3 protein-coding genes and 1 pseudogene are annotated in these 2,836 nt (G+C 57.3%); 3 read left to right on the top strand and 1 reads right to left on the bottom strand.

Annotated elements, in window-relative coordinates; translation table 11 throughout:
* Nucleotides 1-69: 69 nt before the first annotated feature.
* A pseudogene (locus BCO18175_RS40320) lies at nucleotides 70-1,378 on the bottom strand (DUF4158 domain-containing protein); the annotation flags it as partial.
* Between the two features lie 479 nt (nucleotides 1,379-1,857).
* On the opposite strand from BCO18175_RS40320, the gene BCO18175_RS40325 reads away from it, so the two are divergent.
* Genes BCO18175_RS40325 through BCO18175_RS40330 form a run of 3 tightly spaced genes read left to right on the top strand, consistent with a single transcriptional unit; the run spans nucleotide 1,858 to nucleotide 2,602 of the window.
* Nucleotides 1,858-2,154 (top strand): H-NS histone family protein, encoded by a 297-nt coding sequence (locus BCO18175_RS40325; protein WP_174989385.1) that lies wholly within the window; start codon nucleotides 1,858-1,860, stop codon nucleotides 2,152-2,154.
* Between the two features lie 22 nt (nucleotides 2,155-2,176).
* Nucleotides 2,177-2,386 carry a hypothetical protein gene (locus BCO18175_RS40805; RefSeq protein ID WP_226264294.1) on the top strand — a complete coding sequence of 70 codons (210 nt, stop codon included), beginning with the start codon at nucleotides 2,177-2,179 and terminating at the stop codon, nucleotides 2,384-2,386.
* A gap of 12 nt (nucleotides 2,387-2,398) precedes the next feature.
* Nucleotides 2,399-2,602, top strand: a complete 204-nt coding sequence (locus tag BCO18175_RS40330; RefSeq protein WP_174989387.1) for a hypothetical protein — start codon at nucleotides 2,399-2,401, stop codon at nucleotides 2,600-2,602.
* Nucleotides 2,603-2,836 lie beyond the last annotated feature (234 nt).

Below are 2,836 nucleotides of genomic sequence, written 5' to 3' on the forward strand. Positions count from 1 at the left end.
AATCGGCAGCATGATTGCCTCGGCCGCTCCACTTAAAAATCTCAGAAAACTGTCCGAACGAGTGAGGCCACCTCTGATCGCCTCGCGCCATGCTCGCCCAAGCCTGATATTGATCCCATCGGGTAGCAGATGAGCACGACGTCGATACAGCGCACGTAATAGCGAGATTGCATCGATTACAGGATGCACGTCTACTGCCTCGAATGGCAGTTGCACGATTCGAACCAAAACATTTCGGGCGGTAATACCGCTTTCGGACCAGGCACTGCCGGATCTGGCTCCGGCGGCTGACGGGATGCGGTTGCAAAACATCGTCAGCGAGCAAACGCAGTTTCTCGCCAAGCTGTTCTCGCGAGAGGGTTTCATCATCGGCCAATGTTTTGACGGCGAGTGCAAACTCACGGAGTTGATCGGCCGCCTTCGTTCGCATGGCGTCCACTTCGCGCGACGTGTCGTTGACGACTTTCAGCACCCATCGTCGAAGCATCTCGAGTAAGTGGTCGGTCGCGGTACAAAGCGAATACCGCATGAAACAGGCGGCCTCGATCCGTCGACCCTGCGGTTCGATCCGTTTACTAATCGATGGCGGGCGGCTCGCGCAGCGGCGGGCATAGTGGCGCACCATGGCATCGTTGCATTCAATCGGCCAACTCGTTGCCGAATCGTGCATCGTGAGCAAGTTGATCTTGTCAAGGATCTCGCTCATCTGATGGGTTGAGTTGCGAAGCGGAACGGCCCATAGCCATCGCTGAAGACTTGAATGTTCACCGTGTGGCTGAGGGAGAATTCGCGCCCAACTCTCGAGTTTTTCGATACCGACGGCACGCTCGAGCGCGTCGTGCAGTTCGTCCTCGATGTCGCGTACGGCTTGTACGACAAACTGCCTGAGCATGCGCTCTGGAGGTATCACAATGCGATGCTCATAGAACCAACGCTTGAGATCATTCGTCAACTGCGCACGCTCTGGCCGGCCCGTGAGTTGCTCTTTGAGCCAACGGATGACATACCGACGCTGATGTTCCGCGATTGCGCGAAAATTAATTGTGTCCCGAGCAAAGCGCTGGTGGTCGGATAAGGTCTTGAGGTTGCCATCGTAAAGTGAACGCAGCGTGCCGAGGTCTGGTGGTTTCACATTCAACTGTCGGCCAAGATGTCGCCAGAGAACCGTGGGGACCTGCTTGTACGAGCCAAGCGGCCGGCCGGTCATACGTAGAAAGCCGATGTGCAGTGCGACCGCGAGCCGAAAGATATCCGTGCGGCGTGAATCAATGGCAACACGCTCCCGCTTGGAGAACGTGAAGAATGTGGCGAGCTCGAATTCGCTCAGTTCGCGCGGCACCTGCCGAATTCCGAGATAAGCCAATCGCCGGTGATCCATCGGTGGCTCCGCATCGATGATGAGAGCGGCCCAGCGTAGCGAGGCAAAAATGGAGGTGCTACGGGGAAAGTCAGGATGGCGGCTGGAGCTGTCGAACGCCTAAGAATGGTGTCGGAACAACAACGACTCGGGGAACAATACGTGTGAGCCGCAGTCGTTGTGCGGGCGCCGTATGCGTCGGCCAAGACAGAGATTCCTGACGGTATTTTCTTGCGACCCCAAAAAATCGCTAGTCAGCATTATGTAAAATAACGTAGGAATACGAATTACTTTCCACGCCCGCAGACCGGATATCAAGCGGACGACGGCACCTTCTCCCTGATCCTGGCTCCTCGCGTAGATGGGCAGCCTGTCGATGATGCTGTCGATTGCACCATCCGCGGGAATATAATGCACTCGTCATGGTCGACTGCCTTTCGCTTTACCGAGAGCGTATTCGCCGCTTGACCAATTTTCCACAAGGAGATCCCTTCACACTCATGGCAACTTATCTCGAACTCAAGGCTCAGGCAGAAGCTCTGGCACAGCAAGCAGAAGAAGCCCGGCTCGCCGAACTGGACAGCATCATCACGACGATGCGTGAACAGATCGCCGAATACGGCATCACACCCGAGCAGCTGTTCGGGCGCCGCCGTGCCGTTGCGACAAACACGCGGGCGCCGATCGCGCCGAAGTATCGCGACCCGAAGACTGGCGCGACCTGGAGCGGGCGTGGTAAGGCACCTCAATGGATCGCGGGCGCGAAGAACCGCGATCGGTTCTTGATCGAACAGTAAGACCGATAGACGGTAGCCCAGGGTGTCGTCATCGTTACCCGATGGGAGCTACTGGGCAACGTGTCGTGAGCGGACAGTCTTTGCTGCCGTGGCAAACGGGCATGACGACGTATTTCCCCGCGCAGAGATGACAGTAAAAGATGGATGGGCTACGTTCACCCGTGACGGCGTCGAAGTGTGGAGCTGCAGCGCGCGCTACGCTGCTGCGCACTTCGATGTTCAGTCCGCTTAGGAGGATCTGCCTATGAGCCAGCTTGTTCAGATTGCACCAGGCGTCGTGTTCTCCGCCGATGTACTTGGTCCCGAGTGGGCACGCAAGTATCAGCAGATCGACGGGGGTGAAATGCTAAGCGGGAATGCCCAGTCCGCAGCTCGACGGGGCCGGCCGGCGAAGGAAAGCGATCAGGTTGCCCACGAAACCACTTCGAGCCAGATGTCGTTGTTGTAGACGACGGCCGATCAGCCCCCTATCCATCTCGTCCTTCGCATCGAGAAGGCCACGCGGCGAATGTTCATCGTTTAGCCAGCCTCTCGAGCTCGTCGAATCCGTCAAAGAAGTCCCGCCGCCCCGGAAGTGGGGCCGGCCGGCACTCGGGGGTGTGCACTTAAAGTCTCTAACAAAATGATTGTTTGGGGGCTGTTAACCCGCCGCGCGTTTTGTTAACCTCTTCGTTGTTTCGCT

This window comes from Burkholderia lata (assembly GCF_902499335.1).
Taxonomy (GTDB): Bacteria; Pseudomonadota; Gammaproteobacteria; order Burkholderiales; family Burkholderiaceae; genus Burkholderia; species Burkholderia lata_B.